Here is a 21,075-nt window from a genome sequence, read left to right as displayed (position 1 = left end):
CCTCCGTGCGGTGGGGCGGTGACGTGCGCGGACGTCACAGGAACTCGGACGTCGTAGGTGTTCGGGCGGCGAAAGCGGTCAGACGTCGTAGGTGTCCCGGAGTACGCCGTCGACCTCCGCGGTGCTGGTGAAGTCCTGCACCACCTTCACCGGCACCCCCACGTCGCCGAGCGTCCTGGCGATCTCGCGGGAGGTGAGGATGGCGACCGCCTCGGAGGCCTTGCCCTTGGCGGAGATGGTGTCGGTGGCCTCGACGTTGACGTACTTCGACCAGTTCCAGCGGTCCAGGACCTGTTCCAGGGTGTTCTTGAGGAAGAGGCTGGTGCCGACGCCGTTGCCGCAGACGGTGAGGATCTTGTGGACGGCGGGTCCCGCGGTCCGGCCGGCCGGGGCGGGTCCCGCGGGCGCGGCAGACGCGGCCTGCTGCGGAGTACGCACGTCCTGCTGCCCGGCGAGTACGGCGTGCAGTGCCTCCGGCGTAGGGGCTTCGTGCAGCGCCCGCGAGGATTCCGGGTCGCCGAGCAGCCTGGCCAGGGACGCCATCGCGACGGTGTGCGCGGCGGCGTCCTCGGCGGCCAGGGCCACCACCAGATTCACCGGGTCGTTGCTCTCGTGCCCGAACTCCACCGGCTCGGCCAGCCGCAGCCAGGACATTCCGGTTCGCAGCACGGCGGGTGAGGGGCGGGCATGCGCGAAGGCGAAACCGGGCGCGATGACGATGTACGGACCGTTCTCCTCCACGTTCCGGATCATCTCCGCGGTGTACTGCGCGGTGGTGGCCCCGGTGGCGACGAGGAGTTCGCCCGCGTCCCGGACCGCTTCCTTCCAGTCCGACGCGTGGACATCGAGTCGTACCGCTTCCGACGGAAGGAGATCACTCAGTGCCGACATGGAGTCGATATTTGCACAGTCGTGAACATGCGGCGCGACCAGAACACCTGGGTAGAGAAAGAGAGCACTCGTACCGCCACCGCCGTATTCGCGACGTATCCACCTTTCGAGAAGGGCCACGCATGCGAAGTGTGGGAGTGGAAGAGGAGCTTCTGCTGGTCGACAGCACCGGGCAGCCACGGGCCGTGTCCGGTGTCGTCCTGGCAGCACTGCCTGACGGATCCACCCTGGAGAAGGAGTTGCACCGGGAGCAGCTGGAGATTGCGACCCGGCCACGGCACACCATCGAAGGACTGGCCGCGGAGGTACGTCGCTGGCGCGGCGAGGCCTCCGCCGGGGCGCGCCGGGCGGGGGCCGAACTGGCGGCCCTGGCGACCTCCCCGCTGCCGGTGGATCCGTCGATCAACTCGGGGGACCGCTACCGCAGGCTGGAGGAGGAGTTCGGGCTGACCGCGCTGGAGCAGCTGACCTGCGGCTGCCACGTGCACGTCTCGGTGGACTCCGACGACGAGGGGGTGGCGGTCCTGGACCGGATACGGCCGTGGCTGGCCCCGCTGGTGGCGCTGAGCGCCAATTCGCCGTTCTGGCAGGGGAAGGACACCCGGTACAGCAGTTACCGGAGCCGGGTGTGGGGGCGGTGGCCGTCGACCGGGGCGACCGGGCTGTTTGGCACCGCGCAGAATTACCACGCCCAGGTGCAGGGGATGCTCGCGACCGGCACCCTCCTCGACGAGGGAATGATCTACTTCGACGCCCGGCTGTCCCGCCACTACCCGACCGTCGAGGTGCGGGTGCCGGACGTCTGTCTGGAGGCGGACGACACGGTCCTGATCGCGGCCCTGGTCCGTGCCCTGGTCGAGACCGCGGCGCGCGAGTGGGTGCGGGGCGACCCGCCGGACCCCACCGGGGTGGGGCTCCTGCGCCTGGCGTCGTGGCGGGCGGCCCGCTCCGGGCTGTGCGGCGAACTGGTCGACCCGCGCACCCTGACGCCCGCCCCCGCCGAGACCGTCGTACGGGCACTGCTCAGCCATGTGTCGGAGGCGCTGCGCGACAGCGGCGACTGGGACCTGGTCAAGCAGCATCTGGACGCGCTGCTGGCGCGGGGGAACGGCGCACATGTGCAGCGCGAGTTGCTGCGCAGGACGGGGGACCTGCGGGCAGTGGTGGAGGAGTGCGCGCGGCGGACGACCTCGTGACCGGCCCCCGACCGGGCGGACGGGCGCCGCCGCCCGGTCCGACCTGGCGATATGCCGTCCGCGCCGGGCTCGTAGAGTGCAGGGATGCCCACCCCCTCCCCCCTCACCAGCAGCACCGACACCGGCGGCGCGCGCCGCCCGGCCTTCGCCAGGCTCGTCCGCACCCCGTGGACCGTGGTGGCCGTCTGGGTGCTGACCCGGCTGTGGCTGGTGCCCGCCGCGCTCAAGCTGCCGCCGCTCGACGGGGACGGCACGCTCGACCCGTCGGTGGACAAGGTGTACCGGGGCTGGTTCGAGGTGCTGTCCTCGGGGACCTTCCCCGCGCACGACGTGAGCTGGCAGTACCCGCCCGGGGCGGCGCTGCCGATCCTGGCGCCCGGGGTGCTGCCCTCGCTGGACTACGGGACCGCGTTCATCGTGACGGCGGCGCTCGCCGACGCCCTGGTGGTGGCGGGGCTGCTGTGGCTGGCGGTGCGGTGCGGGCGTTCGCTGCGCGGGGCGTGGCTGTGGACGGTGGCGCTCGCGGTGCTGTCGACGATGCCGTGGAACCGGTTCGACCTCCAGGTGACGGCGGTGGCGATGGCGGCGCTGGCCGTCGCGGCGTCGTCCCGTGGCTGGGCGGACAAGGCCTTCGGTGCGCTGGTCGCGCTCGGGGCACTGGTCAAGGTGTGGCCGGCGCTGCTGCTGGTGGGCACCGAGCGGGGCCGCCGCACCCGGGTGTCCTGGCTGTCGGCGGCGGTCGCCGGGGTCGTACTCCTCGCGGTCTTCGCCCTGTCCATGCCGCACGCGCTGTCCTTCCTCACCGCCCAGAAGTCGCGCGGCATCCAGATCGAGTCGGTGGGGGCGCTGCCCTTCCACGTGGCCCGGCACTTCGGGTGGAGCGGGACCTGGAAGGCCAAGGACGGGTCGCACGAGTTCGTGGGCCCGTACGTGGAGACCGTGTCGCTGGTGATGCAGTGCCTGACCGTGCTGGCGCTGGCCTGGCTGCTGTACTGGCGGCTGCGCTCGACCCGTCGTGCGCCGTGGCTGCTGCCGGACGCCGCGCTGACCGCCGTACTGCTGTTCGTGGTGACGAGCCGGGTGATCAGCCCGCAGTACCTGGTGTGGCTGGTCGGGCTGGCCGCGGTCTGTCTGCTGCGGCGGGAGACCTCGCAGCGGCCCACGGCCTGGCTGATCCTGGCGGCCTGTCTCTTCACGACGCTCGGATTCCCGTTGCTGTACCGGGAGTTGAGGGACGACGCCGACTGGCTGGCGATCGGCAACCTCTTCGTCCGGGACCTGCTGCTGGTCACGGCGGCGGGCCTGTCCGCCGTACGGCTGTGGCGTGCGGGACGCGTGGGGCACACGGGGCGCTGAACCCGGCGGCCGATGGCATATGCCAGATGCACCACCGGATCGAGTGTTGCCAAACGGCTTACGGGCCCCCGCCTCCTGTGCCAGAGTCTTAACGGTCGACTACCTCCCACCCGCGCACGCGTAAGTCACCACGAGGACCCGCCAGCCCGGACACCGACAGCCAGCCCCCGGCCGCGCCTGCCCACGGAGAACGCCATGCCGTCCCCACTGTTCGCGGACCGTTCCGCGCCGCAGCCTCCCGAGCGGGGCATGGTCGACGCACTGATCACGCAGACCCGCCGGCTGCGCGGCGACATGGACGCGGTCCGCCGGGACGCCCCGCTGGACGAGGACGACGCCGAGGTGCGCTGGCAGCGGGCGCTGTGCGATCTGGCGGTCCATCAACTCGACGACCTGGGCGCCCACTTGGGGCAGCTGAAGGACGGCCTGCCGTCCGTCCCGGTCGAGTCGCCGGTCACCACCCCGCTCACCGCCCCCTCCTCCCCCTTCCCTGGCACCGGCCCGGCCCCCGTCTCCCTGCTCACCCGGGTCGGCAGCGCCGAGTGGAACCTGCTCACCGACCAGGTCAGCTGGTCCGAGGAGCTGTACGAGATCTTCGGCCGCGCCCCGTCGAGCGGCCCGCTCTCCCTGGACGAACTGCCGTCGATGCTGCTGCCCGAGGACCAGTGCCTGCTGACCGCGATGGTCACGGACTGCCTGGTCGACGGGAAGCCGCTGGACGGCGAGTTCCGGATCGTCCGGGCCGACGACGCCGAGGTCCGCACCCTGCACATGATGGGCGAGCCGGTCCTCGACGCCGACGGCTGTACGGCCTCGATGTGGGCCGTACTGCGCGACGTCAGCACCCTGCGCCGCACCCAGCGTGCCGTACGGGAGAACCAGGACTCCTTCCAGCAGGCCCGCAGGGTCGCCCAGGCCGAGCGCAAGGTGGCCGTCCAGCTCCAGGAGGCCGTCCTGCCGTCGTGGCGCGGCGCCGCGCCCCTCCCGGCGGGCGGGGCACTCGACCTGGCCGCGTACTACCTCCCCTCGGCCAGCGGTGAACTGGTCGGCGGCGACTGGTACGACGCGATGGAACTGGCCGACGGCTCCTCACTGCTGACCGTCGGCGGACTCAGCGGGCACGGGGTGACCGCCACCTCCTCCATGGCGATGCTGCTCGGCGCACTGCGCGGCATGGCCCTGGCCGGCGTACGCCCGGGCGCGCTGATGGGACACCTCAACCAGCTCCTCGAATCGTCCTCCGTCCATCCTTCGCTGGGCAGTGCGGTGTGCTGTCAGTACGACCCGAAGAGCCGTCTCCTCACCTGGGCGCAGGCCGGACACCCCGCCCCGCTGCTGTTCCGGGACGGCGAGGGCCGCGCGCTGAACTCACCGCGCGGCATGCTGCTCGGTGCGACACCTGGCGCGGCGTACGAGCAGGCCGAAGTGACGCTCCGCCAGGGCGACTTGCTGGTGCTGCACACCGACGGGCTGTCGCGGCGCAGCGTGACGGATCACGAGAGCCGGAGCAGGCTGCTGTCCCTCGCCCCTCGGCTGGCCGACGCCCGCAGCGCACGCGACTGCGTACGGCTGGTGCTGGAGGAGTTCGGCGAGACGGAGCGCGAGGACGACGCCTGTGTACTGATCGCCAGGATCGGCGAGTAGCGGTACGAGTAGCCGTACGAGTTGCAGTAACGGACAGGCGGCCTCAGATCGCCTTCACCCCCTTGCCGGCTCCGCCCGCCTTCTTCGGCATCACCCGCTCCAGCTCCCGGCGCAGGTCCTCGATCATGGGGTAGTTCGCGTACTGCGCGGTGAGCCGGTACATGTCGCGCAGCCGGTCCCAGGTGCGGTGCGAGGAGGTCTCGCCCATGGAGTTGAGGGCCAGCTTGGCGTAACCGGCGGCCTGGTCCGGGTCGTTGCCGATGAAGCAGGCCGAGGCCATCGAGATGTGGTCGAACAGCTTGGAGCGCTGACGCCCCTCGGGACGCAGTTGCAGGGCCAGCCTGGCATGGCGCTGCGCCATGGCCACCGCGGACGGTTCGTGCTCGGCGAGCGTACGGAACGCGAGGGCCTGCATGCCGTGCAGGTCCGCCTCGTCGAACATCTGCATCCAACTGGGCGGATCCACATCGCCCTTGTCGGAGACGAACAGCTCCTCGGCCTCGCCGAGGGTGCGCCGCATCGCCTGCCCCTGCCCCATCGACGCCTGCGCCCAGGCCTCGATGGTGTGCAGCATGGCACGGGTGCGCGGCAGCGTCTCTTCGCCGGAACCCGACTTGGCGAGCTTCATCAGGTCGAGTGCGTCGTCGGGCTTGCCGAGGTGCACCATCTGACGGGCCGCCCGGGAGAGCGCTTCGCCGGCCCGGGGGCGGTCGCCGCCCTCGCGCGCCGCGTGCGCGGCGATGACGAAGTACTTCTGGGCGGTGGGTTCCAGGCCGACGTCGTGCGACATCCAGCCCGCCAGGACCGCCAGGTTGGCGGCGACGCCCCACAACCGCCTCTGCAGGTGGGCGGGTTGACGGTAGGCGAGCATGCCGCCCACCTCGTTGAGCTGGCCGACGACCGCCTTGCGCTGGAGTCCGCCCCCTCGTGAGGCGTCCCAGGCGCGGAAGACGTCGACCGAGCGCTCCAGGGCGTCGATCTCCTGCGACCCGACGGGGGCCGCTTCGTACAGGTCGTACCCGGCGCGTTCCACGTGCAGGGGGTCGTTGATGCGCGGTCCGTCGGCCGCGAGTGTGGGGTCGGAGTGCAGCCAGTCGTGCATGGCGCTGGTCAGTGCGGAGCCGGCGGCGAGCGCGGCGCCCGCGCCCACCAGGCCGCGTCGGTTGAGCATGAGGTCCATTCCCGTGAATTCGGAGAGGATCTCGGCCAGTTGCTCGGACGTCCACGGCATGCCGTCGGGGTTCTCGGACTTTCCCGTGAGTCGGCGGCGTCCCGTGCGGCCAGTGCGAGTGAACCCGAGGTCCTCGATGGTCACGACACGGCCGAGCCGCTCGGTGAACAGAGCTTCCAGCACTTTGGGCACCGGATCGCGGGGTGATTCCCCCATGTCGATCCAGCGGCGGACCCGCGAGGTGTCGGTGGCCAGTTGCGGATGGCCCATGGCCGCCGCCTTCCGGTTCACCATTCTGGCGAGTTCTCCCTTGGACCAGCCGGTCAGACCGAACAGGTCGTTCAGGCGGGTGTTGGGTTCTCCGGTCACGTCAAGCCCCCAGGTTCTCGGCTGACTTGACACTAACCCGCTGCGATATGCGGTGCGACTATTCGCCATGGTTCGCCAGGGTGCGCCACGTGGTGTGCCACGGGCAGCCGGTGGTCAGGTAGGAAAGCGCCACCCCGGCCCGGCAGCCGGCTCGTACTCCCCAGGGTGCGGACCGTCCGCCGGGGCGGGGAGCGCAACGCAACTCGTCGGCGCACGAAGGGACCTGTACCGCTCATGTACACAGCATCGTCCTCCGTGTCCGCCCCGCCCCGGCCGCACCGTCCGCTGATGGCGGGCAGCGGCCCGTACCTCGACCCCAACCACGCCGCGGCTGCGGTGGGCACCGGCCGGGGGCGGCGTGCGGCGGGTCCCGGATCCCCACCGCTCAGCGGGAGAATCGACTTGTCCGGCCCCCAGGGCGCGCAGCTGCGGATGGCGCTCCAATCGGTGCACCGGATCTGCCCGGAGTTCCAGCCGGTACAGGTACTGCGACGCAGCGGACGTTCCGTACTGCTGGTCGGCCAGACCGGACGCACGACCGCGGTCGCGAAGTGTTTACTCGACCATTCCGAACAGTGGACCGAGCGGTTCAGGCACGAGATAGCTGCCTATCGCGCCTTCGTCCGGCACCGCCCACCGGTGCGGGTCCCCCGGCTGATCGCCGCGGATCCCGACAACTGCACACTGGTGATCGAGCGGATGCCGGGCCGGGCGGCGGCCCTGACGCGACACCCGGCCGAGGCTCCCCCGCGTGCCGACGTCCGGGCCGCCCTCGGCGCGATCGACAGGCTGAACCACTGGCGGCCGCCGGGCGAGATGTTCGGCCAGCCCCTCAACTACGGCAAACGGCTCACGGACTTCCACGCCCTGGGGCTGCTCACCGACCGCGACCTGGGTGACCTGCAGAAGCTGCTGCACGGCATCGGAAGGTCCTCGCTCCCCTGGCAGTTCTGCCACGGCGATGCCCTGCTCTCGAACATCCTCCTGTCGCCGGCCGGTCCAGTGCTGGTCGACTGGGAACACGCGGGCTGGTATCTGCCGGGGTACGACCTGGCGACCCTCTGGATGGTCCTCGGTGACGCCTCCCCGGTCGCCCGCCGCCAGATCAGCCAGCTGGCACAGGCCGCGGGGACGGCTGCCAGGGATGCCTTCCTGGTGAACCTGATGCTGGTGACGACCCGTGAGGTCCGGTCGTACGAGGCGAAGGTCCAGCGCACCATCCGCGAGGCCCCGCCCGTCTCCGCGCTGACCCCTGCGGGTCTTTCCCCCGGCGAGGAGCAGCGGCTGCTGCTGCGGCGGCTGCACGACGACTGTGCGCTGGCCCGGAGGGCGGTGCGCGCGGCGGTGGGCACCCGCTGACGCTGTCGGCGGGGTGGAGGGGAAACGCGGAGGGCAGTACCTGGGCGCGGGTACTGCCCTCCGCGTTGTCCGTGCTGTTCCGTGCGGTTCCGCGCTGTTCCGTGCTTCCGTGCGGGTGCGGGGGCTGTTCTCGTACGGGGTACAAGGGGGCGGCCCGGCGTGCGGGCCGGTCGCCCGATCAGGTGGCCGGGCCGGTCGGGCACCGGCGCCACGGACCACGCCAACTCACCCACGTATCAGGGACGTTGAGGACGCCCCCTCCCCTCACTCCTCCGCCGCCACGCGCACCGCCCGATAGCGGCTTGCGCGGTCAGGGGCGGCTGGATGGGCATGATGTGCGGTTCCGGTTGCCCGACCCGTCCCGGAGGACGCCTTGCACCTTTCCGCCATCAGGACGGGGGGCGCCGCGGCGTCCGCCGCCCTCCTGCTGCTGCTCGCCCCGCTCCCGTCCGCCGCCACGGCCGCGCAGGATCCGCCGCCACCGGGCAGCACTCTCCAGGAGGAGTTCGCCGCTGCCGCCGCCCGCTACCGGGTGCCGCCGAGCGTGCTGCTGGGGGTGTCGTACCTCCAGTCGCGGTGGGACTCCCACGCGGGTGCGCCGAGCGTGACGGGCGGGTACGGACCGATGCACCTCACCGACGCCAGGACCACGTCCCCCCGGTTCGCCGCCGGGGAGGGAATGGTGGGGCAGGCGGCCACGCTGACCGGGCTGCCCGTGGAGCGGCTGCGCACCGATCCGGCGGCCAACGTACAGGGCGGGGCGGCGCTGCTCGCCGCGTCGCAGCGGCGCCTGGGCCGGGAGCCGAGTCCGGATCCGGCCGACTGGTACGGGGCGGTGGCCGCGTTCTCCCATGCCGACGACCCGGCGGCGGCCAAGGCGTACGCGGACGAGGTGTACGAGGTGATCCGCTCGGGCCAGCACCGTACGACCGACACCGGGGACCCGGTGGTGCTGCCCGCCACGCCGGCCGTCACCACTCCGGCCGGGCCCCCCGGCAAGCCCGCCGCGTCCCCGGTCGACTGTCCGGTCGGCCTGTCCTGTACGTGGGTGCCCGCCGCGTACCAGAAGATCCCCGGCACCGAGGACGACTACGGCAACCACGATCTCGCCGCGCGCCCCGACGACGCGGACATCGACTACATCGTGGTCCACGACACGGAGGGGTACTGGGAGCCCGCGCTGAGCGCGGTGCAGGACCCGAAGGGGGTGTCCTGGCACTACACGCTGCGCCCGTCGGACGGTGCGGTCGCCCAGCACGTACCGACGAAGGACGTGGCCTGGCACGCCGGGAACTGGTACATCAACGCGAAGTCGATCGGCCTGGAGCACCAGGGCTTCCTGACCGCCCCGGACGCCTGGTACACGGAGGCGGTGTACCGGGCGTCGGCCCGGCTGGTCCGCCACCTCGCCGACAAGTACGACATCCCGCTGGACCGTCAGCACATCCTCGGCCACGACAACGTGCCCGGTGCGGTCCCCGGCGCGGTGCGGGGCATGCACACCGACCCCGGCCCGTACTGGGACTGGGCGCACTACTTCGAGCTGCTCGGCAAGCCCTTCGCGGCGACGGCGGGCCCGGACAGCCCGGTGGTCACCGTCAGCCCGGACTACGCGGCGCACCGGCCGCCGTACACCGGCTGTACGAAGAAGCCCGCGAACGCGCCGTGCCCGGCGCACGGCTCGGGTGCGGTCCGGCTGCACACGGCGCCCTCCCCGGACGCCCCGCTGGTCAAGGACATCGGGCTGCGCCCCGACGGCAAGGACTCCACGTCCGGTGTGAACGACACCGGAGCCCGCGCCTCGACCGGCCAGAGCTACGCGGTGGCGGAGCGGCGGGGCGACTGGACGGCGATCTGGTACCTCGGGCAGCGGGCCTGGTTCCACGACCCGGCCGACGGCCGGACCGCCGTCGGCACCAGTGCCCCGCTGATCACCCCGCGCGAGGGGCTCACCGAGATCCCGGTGTACGGCAGGGCCTACCCGGAGGCGTCCGCGTACTCGGAGGGGGTGCCCGTCCAGCCGGTGCAGCCGCTGCCGTACCGGATCCCGGCAGGGCAGTGGTACGTGGCCGGGGAGCGCACTCCGGGCGAGTACTTCTACGCGGCGGAGTTCGGGAAGCCGGGCAGGGTGGTGCGGGGCAAGGACGTCTACTACGAGATCCAGTACGGACACCGGGTCGGCTACGTGAAGGCCACGGACGTGGACCTGGTGGAAGACCCGGACCTGCACTAGGCCACGCCTCTGTGCCCCTTGCCCCTTGCCCCTTGCCCCTTGCCCCTGACTATCCCTGGAACATCTCCGCGGGCAGCGGCTTCAGCAGTGCGTAGAGGTCGTCCGTGATCGGACGGTCCCAACTGGCAATGGTGACCAGGACGTTGTCGCTGCGGTCGAACTGCACGCAGGAGATCCGGCTCTCGGAGAGCTTGAGGCGGCGCACGATCAGCAGGTTGTCGCCCTGCATGACGGGCACGTCCTCGGTGGAGACGACCTCGACCTCCTCGTCGTTCTCCAGCGCCAGGAGGAGCTGGGCGACCTCGAAGGGAACCTGTCCTTCGGCGAGCTCGCGCGCCGGGGAGCCCTCGGGCAGGTTCCCGATGATCATCGAGGGGCCGCGCCCGCCGAACAGGTCGTACCGGAGGAAGACGCCCTGGCAGCTGCCGTCGGGGGCGGGCAGCAGCCCGGCCCCGAGGTTGCCCGGCCAGTCGCCCGGGTCCATGGCGAGGACGTCGAATTCCGGGCCCGCGGGCGTGGCGGAGGGGCGGCGGCGGAGGAAGGACATGCCGACATGGTACGTGGCCGGGACGGCCCGAGGAAAAGCGGTAGGGGCCTACCGCCCCGACCCCCATGCTCCTCCGCCCTCCTCCGATCACCCCTCACTCACCTCAGGTGTGCACGGGCCCCGGAGTGATCCGGTGCCCCTCGCCCGAGGCCGCGCGGACGAGGAGACCGGCGAGGTCGTCGGGGCGGGAGAGCATCGGGTAGTGACCGGTGTCCATCTCGAAGAAGGCGGTGGTGGGGTCGGCCAGCCGCTGGAAGCGGGGGTGCCCGGTGGCGACGAGTGCTTCGACCGCGGCGATCGAGGCGCGGCCGTCGCTGGTGCAGAGGATGCCGGTGAGGGGAGGCGGTACGGCGCCCTCGACGGGCTGGGACGGCTGGGTGAGCACGGCGAGGGGCAGGGGCGCGGCCAGCTGTTCGAGACGCTTGAGCGCCTCGTCGCCGACTCCGTCGAGGGACCCCCAGAGCAGAGTGTCTGAAAGATCAGGCACCGGCAGCCGCCACCCGTCGTTGTCGACGGCCCGCCGGACGATGCGCTCGCGCCACGCGGGATCAGGAACCTGGTCGAGTACGGACTCACCGCTCGCGGGAAGGGGCGCGTCGAGACAGACGAACCGCACGACCCGCCCGGAACGCCGGAGGGCGGCGCCGAAGGCGGGATTGACGCCGTAACTGTGCCCGACGAGAACACAGTCGGGACTGTCCAGATGGTCGAGGACCTGGGCCACGTCCTCGGTGTGGGTGGCCAGGTCGGTGGCGCGGGTGGCAAGGTGCCGCCGGTCCCCGAGCCCGGTAAGGGTCACGGAGTCCACCTCGTGCCCATACCGCCGCAGGACCCGCACGGTATCCCGCCAGATCCAGCCACCGGTGTAACCGCCGTGAACGAGAACGAAGTGGGTCATGTCTAGGCTCCTTGGGTGGGGGTGAGTGGGCCGGTGCGGACGGTGCGGACGGTGCGGGGCGGGACGGAGCCCGGACGGGCTGCGATTCGGCAGGGGAGGCCATGCCGAGCGGGCCGGTGCGAGGGGCAACACGGGGCGATGCGGTAGGAGGGAAGTGCCTGGCCACGCCTACGGGAGCAATGCCCGGCCACGCAGTACGAGGGGCGATGCCCGACCACGCGGTACGAGGGCAACGCCTGGCCACGCGTACGGGAACATTGCCCGGCCACGCGGTACAGGAGCGATGCCGGGCGGGGCGAGGGACGATGCCCGGCGGTGCGGTACGAGGGCGCTGCCGGGCGGGGCAGCGCGAGGCAGTCTGGTGCAGGGCCGTATTGGGGCGCCCGGAGGGCGCATTCAGGGGCGCGGGGAACTGCGCGACCAGCCACACTCGACCCGCACGTCACACCCCACCAGCCCCGCGGCCAGCGGTCTAGGGAAGGGGCGGGGAGGGGCAGAGCCCGCCGCAGGCGCACCCCACCCGCACGAACCCACCCCACCGGGGTGCAAACCGGCACCGCACCCGCACCCGCACCGGCCCCCACCCCGGCCCCGCCACCAACCCGCACCCCCAAGTCCCCCCTCACTCCCCCATCGCCGCCCCCAGCCCCACCCTCCCCGTCCCCAACTTCCGGTACACGGACGACAGCAGCCTCCGCACCTCCCGCACGTCCTCGCCGAGGACACCCGCCACCGCCACCACCCCCTCCCCCCGAACCGTCAGCTCCGCCACCGCCCGCTCCCGCCCGGTCAGCGTCGCCGTGTCCGCGTCCGCGTCCCTGAGCCTCCTCGGCCGCAGCCCCGCCGCCGTCAGCTCCTCCCGCGCCCGCTCGGCCAGCCCCTCCGCCCCGCACTGGAGCGCCCCCTCCAGCCCCCGGTACAAGTACTCCGCCGCTTCCTTCTCCCGTGCGGTCCTCCGCAGCTCCCGCCCCAGCGCGTACCACGACACGGCCAGCTCGTACGCCGCCGGCGAAGCCTCCAGACAGGTCACCGACTCCTCCAGCAGCTTCACCCGCTCCGCCGGCCCCGCCGAGACCTCCGCCGCCACCCGCAACGCCTGCCCGATCGCGGACGGCGTCCCCGTCTGCCGCGCCCTGGCGACCGCCTCCCGCGCCGTCCGCGCCGCGGCCTCCGGCGCGTCGTGAGCCTGCGCGAGCGCGAGGTGCAGCTGCCACGGGCACCACCACGGATTGCGGATGCCCCGGGGCTCCAACCTCCGCCCCGCCGAAGCGAGTTCGGCGGCGGCCTCCTTGTGCCGCCCCTGCGCCAGCAGCAGCGCCCCGTACACCGTCTGCGAATCGGGGAAGGTGACGGCGGCCGGGAACGGTTCCCGGAACCCGTACTTCTCGACCACCTCCACCGCCTCCTCCGTACGCCCCCGCGCGAGCAGCACCTCCACCAACGCCCCCACCCCGTACCACTGCACGGGAGTGCGCACCCCGGTGCGCTCCGCCAGCCGCACTCCGGCGCGGATGAAGTCCTCGGCCTCGACGAGCCGGCCGCGCCGCAGCCTGATGTAGCCGAGGAGGGTGTACGCGAAGGAGAGGTGCGCGCCGCGCCACCCCTGCGTCTCGAACTCGGCGATGCCGGGCGCGAAGAGCTCCTCTGCGCGGCCGGGCCGGTCGGCGTACATGAAGACGAGCGCGGAGAGCACCGGGACTTCGAAGCCACGGGTGTCGTCGGCCCAGCTCAGGCCGCCCGCGAGGGCACGTTCGGCGTGCCGGGTGGCGACCTCGGCGCTCTCGCCGCGCAGCGTGGCGTCCCAGGCGCGCAGTCCGATGATGTACCGCTCGGTGACGTCCCGGCCGGTGAGCCGGTCCGCGAGGCGGGCGAGTCTGCGCGAGCGGGCGGGCGAGTCCGGTTCGTCGCCCCGGAAGGCGTCCCACATGAACTTCTCCGCCTGCATACGGAGCCGGGTTCTGGCATCGATGGCGGTACGCGCCTCGTGGGCGAGGGTCTCACAGGCCTCGGCGAGGCGGTCGCTGTGGGCGAGGACCTGGGAGAGCCGGTAGACGATGGCCTGCCGGAGCGCCGGGTCGGCGATGGGCTCCTCCAGGGCGGCGCGCAGGTGGTTGACGGTGGTGGCGGGCTCGGTAAGGAGCGAGGCGCAGCCCAACTCATAGAGGACGGACGCCCGTTCGTCGATCGGCGGAGGTTCCCGCAAAGCGCGGGCGAGCGAGCGCCTGGCGGCTTCCGGGGCTCCGGCGCGCAGGGTTTCGCGGGCGGCGGCGCGCAGGTGCTGGACGGTCCAGGCGTCGCCCTCCGGATGGGTCTCCTGGAGGTGGCGGGCCGCGGCGGCGGAGCCGAGCCCGGCGTCGACCACGCACCAGGCGGCCTGCCCGTGCAGGGCGACCCGGAAGGCGTCGGGGATGGCGCGGTATATGGCTGTGGCGATCAGCGGGTGGACGAACTCCATTGAGTCCCCGGGGAGTTCGAGTCCGGTGAGGATGCGTGCTTCGCGGAGCCGGTCGGCGGCGTCGGCAGCGGCCCCGGTGCCGAGTCCCGCGAGGTCGGCGGCGAGGTCGGGCGCTATCTCCGTACCGAGGACGGCGCAGGCCCAGGCGTAGCGGACGGTCGACGGGCCGAGGCGTTCGAGCCGGGCGACCAGCCCGCTGCCCTTGACGGCGGCGGCGATGTCACGCACCAGGTGGACGGCGGCCTCTGTGGGCGAGATCCCCCGGTCCAGGCACTTAGCGGCGAGCTCCACGGTCTCGAAGGGGTTTCCGCCCGTGACGGACCAGCACGCATGGCAGAAAGCGTCGTCGGCCTCCGCCCCGAGCCACTCGCGGACGACCCGCCCGGTGGCGGCCGGGGTGAGGGGTTCCAGCCCGAGCGGCCGGTGCCCGGCACGGCCGGGCAAGGACCTCAACTGGTCGGCGTGATCGGGGAGTTCCTCCGGCCGGTAAGCGACGACGAGGAGCATCGGCAGGTCCTCGACACGCGGGGCGAACGCGGCGAGCCAGCTCAGCGACTCGGGATCGGCCCAATGGGCGTCGTCCAGGACGACGGCCAACGGGGCGCGCTGCACGGCGAGATGGGTGAGCACCCAGTCGAGCCCGTCGCGCAGCCCCTGCGGGTCGGGCGGCGACCCTCCGGCCGACGTGCACAACCCGAGCGCGGGGCCCACGATGTCGTACCAACTGCCCAGCCTGGAACGGAGTTCGGTGTCCGACTCCCCGGCCAACTGCGGCTGGAGCAACTGCCGGGCGACATGAAAGGCGACGGTCTGTTCCTGCTCACCGCCACGCCCGGACAGTACGGTGCACCCCTTGGCGGCCGCCCTGCGGCGTACTTCCGCGAGCAGTGTCGTCTTGCCGAGTCCGGCGTGCCCGGCCACGGCGACGAGCCCGCCGCGCGGGGGCTCCCGATGCCCGTCAGCCAGCCCGGTGAGTGCGCTCAACGCCACGTCCACCGTGGCGAGTTCGTCCTCGCGCTCGAACATCCTGCGCCCGGACACGCCGGAACTCCGCGGCATGGTGCCACCCCCCAAGCTCCGGGTGTGCGCCCGGCGCGGAGCGGCGTCGGCACGGTCACGGCCGGAGGCGTTCCAGCATATGCCCGTGGGTCCGGGAGGGTACGCGATCCGAGTCAGCCGTCCCCGCGCAGCAGCCCCCGCACGTACGCCGCCTGCCCCGCGTGCTGGAGGTCGTCCGACAGGACACTGATCAGCCGCACTCCCAGGGTGACCGGCGGGTTCCACGCCTTGTCGACGACCCGGTCGAGGTCACCGTCGTCGACCGAGGCGACGAAGTCGAGGGTGCGGGCCTGTACGGCGTCGTAGTACCCGAGCAGCTCGGCCGCCGAGGACACCCGTACGGACGCCATCTGCTCGGCCGAGTGCCCGTACCCGATGTCGGCGGTGTCCAGCGGCAGCCCGAACCGGTCGGCCCAGCCGTCCTGGGTCCACGCCTGCTCGCACCCGGCGACCTCGCTGACGTGGTCGTCCTGCACCCGCGCGAGGTGCCAGACCAGCCACCCGACGGTGTTCGCCCCGGGCCACGCCTGCCGCGACAGCTCCTGGGCCGACAGCCCGTCGACCGCCTCGTGGACCACTTCCCCGATCCGCCCGAATCCCTCGGCGAGCAGGTCACTGGTACGCATCGAAAGCCTCCGTCGCATCAACCGGAACCACCGGAACCACTGGAACCAACCGTCCCGAGCCCATCATCCCTAGGTCAAATCAAAAGCACCATTCCGGGCATTGAGTACGAACGCCCGCCATTCGGCCGGATTGAAGATCAGCGAAGGCCCACCGGGACTCCCCGCGTGCCGCATGGCGATGAACCCCTCCACGAAGGCGACCTGCGCCCCGCCGGCCCCCCGACCGCTGGACTGCCAGTCCGCCTTGCTGAGATCGAGCTCGGGCTTGTCCCAACCCACCAGTCCCTGCTGCGTACTTGTCGCCACGTCGCGCTCCTCCCGTTACGTCGTCGTCCCCGAGCCACACTAGCGAGCACACCCGGTGACCGACAGGCCACGACGGTCTCTGCGCTCCCTACGTACGGCCGAGTTGGTCGCGTCGGCGGGCGGCGGCTGCTGTCAGTAGTGCGGAGACGTGCGGGTCCTCGGCGTCGGCCGTGGAGCGGAGCTTGATGTGGCGGGCCAGTTTGCCCGTGCCGTCCAGCAGGCCGGCCTCGTCCAGTGGGAGCAGGGCGACGCCCTCGCTGAACATCAGGTTCACGTGCTTCGCGTGCAGGACGAGGCTCGCGAACATTCCCTTGTACGTTCCCGGCTCGAACGTGAAGCCGAGCATTCGGGCCGGTGTGTCGACGTCCTCGGCCGCGTCGGGCACCGCCTCCCGCACGACCTCCCGGCCACGCCGCGCGATCTGCGCGACCCCGGGCTCGGCCGCGCCGAGCAGTTCCTGCCAGCTCTGTGGTCCCGCGCCTTCCGATGTCATGCCCGGAGCCTAAGCGCCCTCGACGCAACGGCCGCCCGCACTCGCCGCCACAAACTTCTCGGGAAGCCGTAACCCCGGACCGACCAGGGCCGTTTGGGTGTCGAAGACCCCCATTACCCGACCGGGCAGGCCCCTCCGATCCATGGTCACCTGCTCGCAGCAACGGCTTTTCGGCGGCGGGCGGGGGGAGCGTGCGACACCAGCTTGCAGGCACAGCCGCACACCGCCCCCCACCCGTTCGAAGGGAAGCCAGAAGGACTAGAAATGACCCCCTTCAAGGCGCAACTGTGCCGGATCAAGAAACCGGTTGTTGACACCTTCCGAAAAGTCCAGATCCGATCAGGAAAAGTCGTTAAGATCCTCCGGCCCCATTTCCGGAAGATCGGCGTCTGGTTGTCGATCGCCATGTTCTGCAGTGCCGTCGGATTGCTCTGCGCGGGGCTCACCCCTGAAGCGGCAGTCATGACGACGATGGCGACCTTTGTCATCACGCCGACGCTCGTGGTCAAACCGTGCTCCCACCCGCCCGCTTCTTCGGCGGAGGCCTCGACGCCCCGGTCGGTGGACGGAGTCCCCGCCCCGGACATGCCCAGGGAGACACCGCCCGCGCCCCCGGACGGGAACTGCTCCCACACCGTTCCGCCGCAGGCCTCCGGCAAGCAGAGCCGCACCCGACGGCGGAACCGGACCGCGAAGTAACACGCCTGTTGGCCCGCGTCCCGCTTCGGACCGCCAGGCGTCAGCTGTCTCCGGCCGGCGGTCTCCGCCTCACCACTGGGGCGGAGCGTCCGCCACCCGCGATCTACAGATCGGGCACCGCCCTTTCCGCCAGGCCACGAACAAGTGCCGGAACAGGTCCGTACGACCTCTCGGTATGCCGCAGAGTGTCCTCTCGCCCGCCAAGGCGTGCTCCGCGTCCGGGGCACGCTTGTCACGGCACGCGGTGAAAGTGGTCATCACGAGCCCGTGCGAGAGGCCGTAGGCGCGGACACGGCGTTTCAGGGAGTCCATGGCGCCCACTGTCGCACCGCGCCGCGGCGAGTCCGTCCCCGTCAGCGGGTCGGTGGTTCCGCGCCCACCACCCACATCGCGAAGAACTGCGACCCTCCCCCGTACGCGTGTCCCAGGGCCGTGCGTGCGCCGGCCACCTGGTGTTCGCCTGCCTGGCCCCGGACCTGGAGGGCGGCCTCGGCGAAGCGGATCATGCCCGAGGCGCCGATGGGGTTGGTGGAGAGGACTCCGCCGGAGGGGTTCACCGGGAGGTCGCCGTCGAGTTCGGTGACGCCCGACTCCGTGAGTTTCCAGCCCTCACCCTCGCCCGCGAAGCCGAGGTTCTCCAGCCACATGGGTTCGTACCAGGAGAACGGCACGTACATCTCGACCGCGTCGATCTGGCGGCGCGGGTCGGTGATGCCCGCCTGGTGGTAGACGTCGGCCGCGCAGTCCTTGCCGGCCTGCGGGGAGACGGAGTCCTTGCCCGCGAAGAGGGTGGGCTCGCTGCGCATCGCGCCGCCCCGTACCCAGGCCGGGGGGTGCGGGGAACGGGCCGCGCCCGTGCGGTCGGTGAGGATCATCGCGCAGGCGCCGTCGGAGGAGGGGCAGGTCTCCGAGTAGCGGACCGGGTCCCAGAGCATCGGGGCGGACTGGACCTTTTCCAGGGTGAGGGTGGGGTCCTGGAGGTGGGCGTACGGGTTCTTGAGGGCGTTGCGGCGGTCCTTGTACGCGACCAGGGAGCCGATGTGGTCGGGGGCGCCGGTGCGGCGCATGTACGCGCGGATGTGCGGGGCGAAGAAGCCGCCCGCGCCCGCCAGGAGCGGCTGCTGGAAGGGGACGGGGAGGGAGAGGCCCCACATGGCGTTGGACTCGGACTGCTTCTCGAAGGCGAGGGTGAGGACGGTGGTGTGGACCCGGGCCGCGACGAGGTTGGCGGCGACCAGCGCGGTGGAACCGCCGACGGAGCCCGCCGTGTGGACGCGGAGCATGGGTTTGCCGACCGCGCCCAGGGCGTCCGCGAGGTAGAGCTCCGGCATCATGACGCCCTCGAAGAAGTCGGGGGCCTTGCCGATGACCACCGCGTCGATGTCCGACCAGGTCAACTCGGCGTCCTGGAGTGCTCGTTGGGCCGCCTCGCGGACCAGTCCGGCGATCGAGACGTCGTGGCGGGCGGAGACGTGTTTCGTCTGGCCGATGCCGACGACCGCCACCGGCTCCTTGCCGCTGCTGCTGTGGTCACTCATCGCGATCTCCCTCCAGGACGGCTACGAGGTTCTGCTGCAGGCACGGGCCCGAGGTGGCGTGCGCGAGGGCCCGGTGGGACTCGCCCCGGTGGATGCGGGCGGCGGCCTCGCCCAGGCGGATCAGTCCGGCGGCCATCACCGGGTTGGCGGCCAGCGCGCCGCCGGACGGGTTGACCGTGACGTCCTCGCCCAGGTTGAGCGCCTTGCGCAGGACCACCTCCTGGGAGGTGAAGGGTGCGTGCAACTCGGCTGTGTCGAGGGGGTGTTCGTACGCGCCCGCCCGTTCGGCGGCCAGCCGGGCGGACGGCGAGTCCGTGAGGTCTCGTACGCCCAGGCTGTGCGCCTCGATGCGGTGGTCCATGCCCCGGATCCAGGCCGGGCGCTCGCACAGGTCGCGGGCCCGGTCCCCGGCGGCGAGGATCACGGCCGCCGCCCCGTCGCCGATCGGCGGGCAGTCGCCGGTACGGAGGGGATGGACGAGGTACTCGCCTGACGGGACGTCACCCTTGAGCTGTGCGTGGGGATTTGCGGTGGCGGCCGTGCGGCTGCGGGCCGCGATGCCCGCGAGGGCCGGTTCGTCCGTGTGACCCCCGTCGATCAGTGCCTGCGCCTGGAGCGCGGCCAGCGACACGGAGTCCGGCCAGAGCGGGGCCAGGTAGTACGGGTCGAGCTGGCGGGTCAGTACGTCGCGGACCTCGCCGGGCGAGGACTTGCCGTACGAGTAGACCAGCGCGGTGTCCGCCTCGCCGGTGAGGATCTTCACCCAGGCCTCGTACAGCGCCCAGGCCCCGTCCATCTCGACGTGCGACTCGGAGATCGGCGGCCACGCGCCGACCCCGTCCAGCGCCATGGTGAAGGAGAAGGCCCGGCCCGCCAGGTAGTCGCTGGAGCCGGAGCAGGTGAAGCCGATGTCGCTGGTCCTGAGGCCGGTGTCGGCGAGCACCCGGTGCAGTACCGGCATCAGCATCTCGACCTCGGAGAGGTCGTCGGTGCGGCGGCGGTGGTCGGTCTGTGCGAAGGCGACGATCGCCACGTCGCGCACCGGCCGGGGCCGGCCCCCCTCGGGCTGCCGTCCCATGTCAGATCAGCTCCTTGTACACGTCGTAGTCGGCGTCCGGTTCGCCGGTCGGGCGGTAGTGGTCGGGGTAGCGGCCGTCCCCGGTCCATACGGGTTCGACGCGCAGGCCCATCCGGACCTGGTCGTACGGGATGCCGGCGATGCGGCCGTGCAGGGCGAGGTCGGCGCCGTCGAGCGCGATGTGGCCGTAGACGTACGGCACTTCGATGTCGAGGTTGCGCGCCTTGATGTTGACGATGCAGAAGGTGGTGACGGTGCCGTGGGGGCCGACCTCGACCTGTTCGGTGGTGGCGACCCCGCAGGTGGGGCAGGCGCCGCGCGGCGGGACGTACACCTTGCGGCAGGACGGGCAGCGTTCGCCGACGGTGCGGTGGTCGGCGAGGGCGGTGAGGTAGTCGGTGGGGGCGCGGCCGGGGCTGTAGGTGTAGTCAAGGCGGGCGGGGGCGGTGAGGAGGGTGAGCATTTCGTCGAACTCGCCTATGTGGGCAGGGGGTTCGTACTCGGATCCGTTCTCGCCGTTCTCGCCGTGCGGCTGTGCTTCGAAGCAGGCGATGTCGGTGATCGCACCGGTGCGCTCCTCGGCCCAGCGGATCCGGACCCGCATCCCGGTCCTGACGTGGTCGGGTCCCGGCGCGTCGAGTGCGTGCAGCAGGGCCGTGTCGGCGCCGTCGAGCTTGACGAGCACCCAGGCGAAGGGGGTGCCGAGGGGCTGGTAGGGGCGGGGGGCGGGGTTCCACGCCCAGGTGGTCACCGTTCCGGTGGGCGCCACTTCGACGAGGTCGCGGATCTCGTCGGCGGTACGGGGGTCGTACTCGGTGGGCGGTACGAGGACCTGCCCGTCGACCGTCCGGACACCCAGGACCGTCCGGTGGCGCAGCCCGGTCAGGAAGGCGGACTGGACGGGACCGAGGGAGCGGGTGAAGGGGAACTCGACGGTGAGGGGGGCCTTGAGCGGGGCGGCCGGGGTGCCAGGAGAGGTGCCGGGAGAAGTGCCGGGTGAGGCACCGGGAGTGGTGGTGGCCATGGTGGGAGGACTCCAATTCTCGTGCGGCGATGGCGGCGATTGCGGCGATCACGGGAGGGGCGCGGGCGGACGCGGGCCGGGCCCCGGGGCGGGACCCGGGCCAGAACCCGGAGCAGGACCCGGGCCAGAACCC

The 21,075-nt window shown here is 72.0% G+C and carries 17 protein-coding genes; 6 read left to right on the top strand and 11 right to left on the bottom strand.

All coding sequences use genetic code 11. The features are described 5' to 3' along the window. Positions 1 to 78: 78 nt before the first annotated feature. Entirely contained in the window at positions 79 to 891 is an 813-nt protein-coding gene (locus tag ACZ5PB_RS19390) for a PTS sugar transporter subunit IIAB (RefSeq protein ID WP_468692637.1), read from the bottom strand. A gap of 122 nt (positions 892 to 1,013) precedes the next feature. On the opposite strand from ACZ5PB_RS19390, the gene ACZ5PB_RS19385 reads away from it, so the two are divergent. The 3 genes from ACZ5PB_RS19385 (at position 1,014) to ACZ5PB_RS19375 (ending at position 5,087) form a co-directional block, all read left to right on the top strand. Continuing rightward, on the top strand, positions 1,014 to 2,087 hold the full coding sequence (locus ACZ5PB_RS19385; RefSeq protein ID WP_468692635.1) for a glutamate--cysteine ligase: 1,074 nt from the start codon (positions 1,014 to 1,016) through the stop codon (positions 2,085 to 2,087). 84 nt (positions 2,088 to 2,171) lie between these two features. Next, the gene (locus ACZ5PB_RS19380; protein WP_468692634.1) at positions 2,172 to 3,443 is read left to right on the top strand and encodes a glycosyltransferase 87 family protein; all 1,272 of its coding nucleotides are present in this window, start codon (positions 2,172 to 2,174) and stop codon (positions 3,441 to 3,443) included. Positions 3,444 to 3,638: 195 nt separating this feature from the next. Beyond that, the gene (locus tag ACZ5PB_RS19375; RefSeq protein WP_468692632.1) at positions 3,639 to 5,087 is read left to right on the top strand and encodes a PP2C family protein-serine/threonine phosphatase; all 1,449 of its coding nucleotides are present in this window, start codon (positions 3,639 to 3,641) and stop codon (positions 5,085 to 5,087) included. A gap of 43 nt (positions 5,088 to 5,130) precedes the next feature. Here the strand turns inward: ACZ5PB_RS19375 and ACZ5PB_RS19370 are convergent, their stop codons facing one another. After that, complete coding sequence (locus tag ACZ5PB_RS19370; protein ID WP_468692630.1) at positions 5,131 to 6,627, bottom strand: DNA-binding protein NsdB; 1,497 nt, start codon at positions 6,625 to 6,627, stop codon at positions 5,131 to 5,133. 234 nt (positions 6,628 to 6,861) lie between these two features. Here ACZ5PB_RS19370 and ACZ5PB_RS19365 point away from each other — a divergent pair, with 234 nt between their 5' ends. Both ACZ5PB_RS19365 and ACZ5PB_RS19360 read left to right on the top strand, forming a co-directional pair. Then, the gene (locus tag ACZ5PB_RS19365) at positions 6,862 to 7,986 is read left to right on the top strand and encodes an aminoglycoside phosphotransferase family protein (protein ID WP_468692629.1); all 1,125 of its coding nucleotides are present in this window, start codon (positions 6,862 to 6,864) and stop codon (positions 7,984 to 7,986) included. Between the two features lie 373 nt (positions 7,987 to 8,359). After that, positions 8,360 to 10,219 carry an N-acetylmuramoyl-L-alanine amidase gene (locus ACZ5PB_RS19360; protein WP_468692627.1) on the top strand — a complete coding sequence of 620 codons (1,860 nt, stop codon included), beginning with the start codon at positions 8,360 to 8,362 and terminating at the stop codon, positions 10,217 to 10,219. Positions 10,220 to 10,268: 49 nt separating this feature from the next. Here the strand turns inward: ACZ5PB_RS19360 and ACZ5PB_RS19355 are convergent, their stop codons facing one another. The 6 genes from ACZ5PB_RS19355 to ACZ5PB_RS19330 form a co-directional block, all read right to left on the bottom strand. Further along, complete coding sequence (locus ACZ5PB_RS19355) at positions 10,269 to 10,766, bottom strand: hypothetical protein (RefSeq protein WP_468692626.1); 498 nt, start codon at positions 10,764 to 10,766, stop codon at positions 10,269 to 10,271. 103 nt (positions 10,767 to 10,869) lie between these two features. Then, the gene (locus tag ACZ5PB_RS19350) at positions 10,870 to 11,664 is read right to left on the bottom strand and encodes an alpha/beta fold hydrolase (protein WP_468692625.1); all 795 of its coding nucleotides are present in this window, start codon (positions 11,662 to 11,664) and stop codon (positions 10,870 to 10,872) included. A 622-nt stretch (positions 11,665 to 12,286) separates the two neighbouring features. After that, positions 12,287 to 15,145: an ATP-binding protein gene (locus ACZ5PB_RS19345; RefSeq protein ID WP_468692699.1), complete on the bottom strand. Its 2,859-nt coding sequence runs from the start codon at positions 15,143 to 15,145 to the stop codon at positions 12,287 to 12,289. Between the two features lie 146 nt (positions 15,146 to 15,291). Continuing rightward, positions 15,292 to 15,804, bottom strand: a complete 513-nt coding sequence (locus ACZ5PB_RS19340; RefSeq protein WP_468692623.1) for a mycothiol transferase — start codon at positions 15,802 to 15,804, stop codon at positions 15,292 to 15,294. A gap of 69 nt (positions 15,805 to 15,873) precedes the next feature. Beyond that, the gene (locus tag ACZ5PB_RS19335; RefSeq protein ID WP_468692622.1) at positions 15,874 to 16,110 is read right to left on the bottom strand and encodes a DUF397 domain-containing protein; all 237 of its coding nucleotides are present in this window, start codon (positions 16,108 to 16,110) and stop codon (positions 15,874 to 15,876) included. An 88-nt stretch (positions 16,111 to 16,198) separates the two neighbouring features. Beyond that, positions 16,199 to 16,603 carry a DUF1801 domain-containing protein gene (locus tag ACZ5PB_RS19330; RefSeq protein WP_468692620.1) on the bottom strand — a complete coding sequence of 135 codons (405 nt, stop codon included), beginning with the start codon at positions 16,601 to 16,603 and terminating at the stop codon, positions 16,199 to 16,201. A 264-nt stretch (positions 16,604 to 16,867) separates the two neighbouring features. Between ACZ5PB_RS19330 and ACZ5PB_RS19325 the strand changes: the two genes are divergently transcribed. Further along, positions 16,868 to 17,302 carry a hypothetical protein gene (locus ACZ5PB_RS19325; protein ID WP_468692619.1) on the top strand — a complete coding sequence of 145 codons (435 nt, stop codon included), beginning with the start codon at positions 16,868 to 16,870 and terminating at the stop codon, positions 17,300 to 17,302. A 353-nt stretch (positions 17,303 to 17,655) separates the two neighbouring features. Here ACZ5PB_RS19325 and ACZ5PB_RS19320 read toward each other — a convergent pair whose 3' ends face one another. The 3 genes from ACZ5PB_RS19320 to ACZ5PB_RS19310 are packed head-to-tail and all read right to left on the bottom strand — an operon-like array spanning position 17,656 to position 20,942. After that, entirely contained in the window at positions 17,656 to 18,840 is a 1,185-nt protein-coding gene (locus tag ACZ5PB_RS19320; protein WP_468692618.1) for a thiolase domain-containing protein, read from the bottom strand. Continuing rightward, on the bottom strand, positions 18,833 to 19,918 hold the full coding sequence (locus tag ACZ5PB_RS19315; RefSeq protein WP_468692616.1) for a thiolase domain-containing protein: 1,086 nt from the start codon (positions 19,916 to 19,918) through the stop codon (positions 18,833 to 18,835). Before ACZ5PB_RS19315 ends, ACZ5PB_RS19320 begins: the two co-directional genes overlap by 8 nt. A 1-nt stretch (position 19,919) precedes the next feature. Then, positions 19,920 to 20,942, bottom strand: coding sequence for a Zn-ribbon domain-containing OB-fold protein (locus ACZ5PB_RS19310; protein ID WP_468692614.1), 1,023 nt, complete (start codon positions 20,940 to 20,942; stop codon positions 19,920 to 19,922). Positions 20,943 to 21,075: the final 133 nt, after the last annotated feature.

This window comes from Streptomyces sp. NPDC032721 (assembly GCF_055579625.1).
Note: the sequence above shows the minus strand (reverse complement) of the source record. Positions and strands in the feature narration are given on the sequence as shown.

Excerpts from the sequence above, each read along its gene's own strand:
- ACZ5PB_RS19390 (WP_468692637.1), bottom strand. The coding sequence starts at position 891 with ATGTCGGCACTGAGTGATCTCCTTCCGTCGGAAGCGGTACGACTCGAT.
- ACZ5PB_RS19385 (WP_468692635.1), top strand. The coding sequence starts at position 1,014 with ATGCGAAGTGTGGGAGTGGAAGAGGAGCTTCTGCTGGTCGACAGCACC.
- ACZ5PB_RS19380 (WP_468692634.1), top strand. The coding sequence starts at position 2,172 with ATGCCCACCCCCTCCCCCCTCACCAGCAGCACCGACACCGGCGGCGCG.
- ACZ5PB_RS19375 (WP_468692632.1), top strand. The coding sequence starts at position 3,639 with ATGCCGTCCCCACTGTTCGCGGACCGTTCCGCGCCGCAGCCTCCCGAG.
- ACZ5PB_RS19365 (WP_468692629.1), top strand. The coding sequence starts at position 6,862 with ATGTACACAGCATCGTCCTCCGTGTCCGCCCCGCCCCGGCCGCACCGT.
- ACZ5PB_RS19355 (WP_468692626.1), bottom strand. The coding sequence starts at position 10,766 with ATGTCCTTCCTCCGCCGCCGCCCCTCCGCCACGCCCGCGGGCCCGGAA.
- ACZ5PB_RS19350 (WP_468692625.1), bottom strand. The coding sequence starts at position 11,664 with ATGACCCACTTCGTTCTCGTTCACGGCGGTTACACCGGTGGCTGGATC.
- ACZ5PB_RS19345 (WP_468692699.1), bottom strand. The coding sequence starts at position 15,145 with ATGTTCGAGCGCGAGGACGAACTCGCCACGGTGGACGTGGCGTTGAGC.
- ACZ5PB_RS19340 (WP_468692623.1), bottom strand. The coding sequence starts at position 15,804 with ATGCGTACCAGTGACCTGCTCGCCGAGGGATTCGGGCGGATCGGGGAA.
- ACZ5PB_RS19330 (WP_468692620.1), bottom strand. The coding sequence starts at position 16,603 with ATGACATCGGAAGGCGCGGGACCACAGAGCTGGCAGGAACTGCTCGGC.
- ACZ5PB_RS19325 (WP_468692619.1), top strand. The coding sequence starts at position 16,868 with ATGACCCCCTTCAAGGCGCAACTGTGCCGGATCAAGAAACCGGTTGTT.
- ACZ5PB_RS19320 (WP_468692618.1), bottom strand. The coding sequence starts at position 18,840 with ATGAGTGACCACAGCAGCAGCGGCAAGGAGCCGGTGGCGGTCGTCGGC.
- ACZ5PB_RS19315 (WP_468692616.1), bottom strand. The coding sequence starts at position 19,918 with ATGGGACGGCAGCCCGAGGGGGGCCGGCCCCGGCCGGTGCGCGACGTG.
- ACZ5PB_RS19310 (WP_468692614.1), bottom strand. The coding sequence starts at position 20,942 with ATGGCCACCACCACTCCCGGTGCCTCACCCGGCACTTCTCCCGGCACC.